Raw genomic sequence first — 1309 nt, forward strand, 5'->3', positions numbered from 1 at the left:
TAAATGGAAATACATATTTATTTACAGATAAAGGTATTATAACAACAGGTTGGAGAAATCAAAATGGCTGGAGATATTTTAATGAACAGGGACATATGTTTTTAGGCTGGAGAGAAATATCTGGAGAAAAATATTATTTTAATAAAGATGGATACATTACTACAGGTTTTATGAGTATAGATAGTAAAATTTATTATTTTAATGAACAAGGCCATATGATGATTGGGAATGTCTATATAAATGGAGAAAATTATTATTTTTATGAAGATGGACATATGGCTAAAAATGAATGGGTAATAAAAGATAAGAAATCTCTATATTATGATGAAAATGGAATTTTGATTAAGAATAAGAAAATAATTATTCAGGGTATCGAATACAATTTCGATGAGAATGGTTACATAACATCTTGGGTTTTTGGGAAGGATGGTGAAGTATACTATTATAATCAGGGAGTAAAATTAACTGGCTGGCAATCACTTGGTGGTCAAAAGTATTATTTTAACAGTTTAGGTCAAAGAATTGGAAATGGTAATGTAAAAAAAGTTATAGATATATCTGAATTTGATGGCATAATTGATTGGATTAAAGTAGTAGAACAAGGTGATATAGATCATGTAATTGTTAGGATTGGCTTTGGAGATGTAAGGGAAGATTATCAATTGCAAAGGAATATACAGAAATTGAAACAATATAAAATACCTTTTAGTTTATATTTATATAGCTATGCAGAAAATAACGATGAAGCGATTGCAGAGGCGAACTTTGTAGTTAAAATTTTAGATAAATATAATATAGATAGAAATACAAAAATATATTATGATATTGAAAAACCAACGTATTTGGATGGTAGAGACATTAAAATTAAGCCGAGTCAATATAAGAAAATTATACCAACATTTATGAATATATTGAATAAACATGGATTTAAGAATTGTGCAGTTTATACATATACATCGTATCTTTATAATAAAGATTCTGGTTTTGGAGGAGATAGTGATTTAATAAAACTTGTGGAATGGATTGCTCAATATAATAGTGATCATGTTTATTATGCAGGAAAAGATTTAAAAGAAACAGATTTTAAGGGATGGCAGTATTCTGAATATGAGTATATTCCTGGGTTCCTTAATAATGTTGATGTAAGCATATTTTTTAATTAAAGATAAATAAGGAAAATGGGGGAAGTTGTGATGAGAAAAATTATATTAACGTTTTTATTACTACTACCAATATTTGTAATGAATATTGAAGCAAAAACATTTAAAGAAAATGATGTTATAGAAGAAAAAAAAGATGAAAAAGTTCA

At 26.7% G+C, this 1309-nt stretch carries 1 protein-coding gene; it reads left to right on the top strand.

What is annotated here, in order from left to right; all coding sequences use genetic code 11:
- The coding region (locus tag DW114_RS21110; protein ID WP_117456310.1) for a GH25 family lysozyme at window positions 1-1163 on the top strand (1163 nt) is incomplete at its 5' end.
- Between the last annotated feature and the right edge of the window lie 146 nt (window positions 1164-1309).

The sequence above is a fragment of the Absiella sp. AM09-50 genome (assembly GCF_003433845.1).
Lineage (GTDB): Bacteria > Bacillota_I > Bacilli_A > Erysipelotrichales > Erysipelotrichaceae > Hoskinsella > Hoskinsella hominis.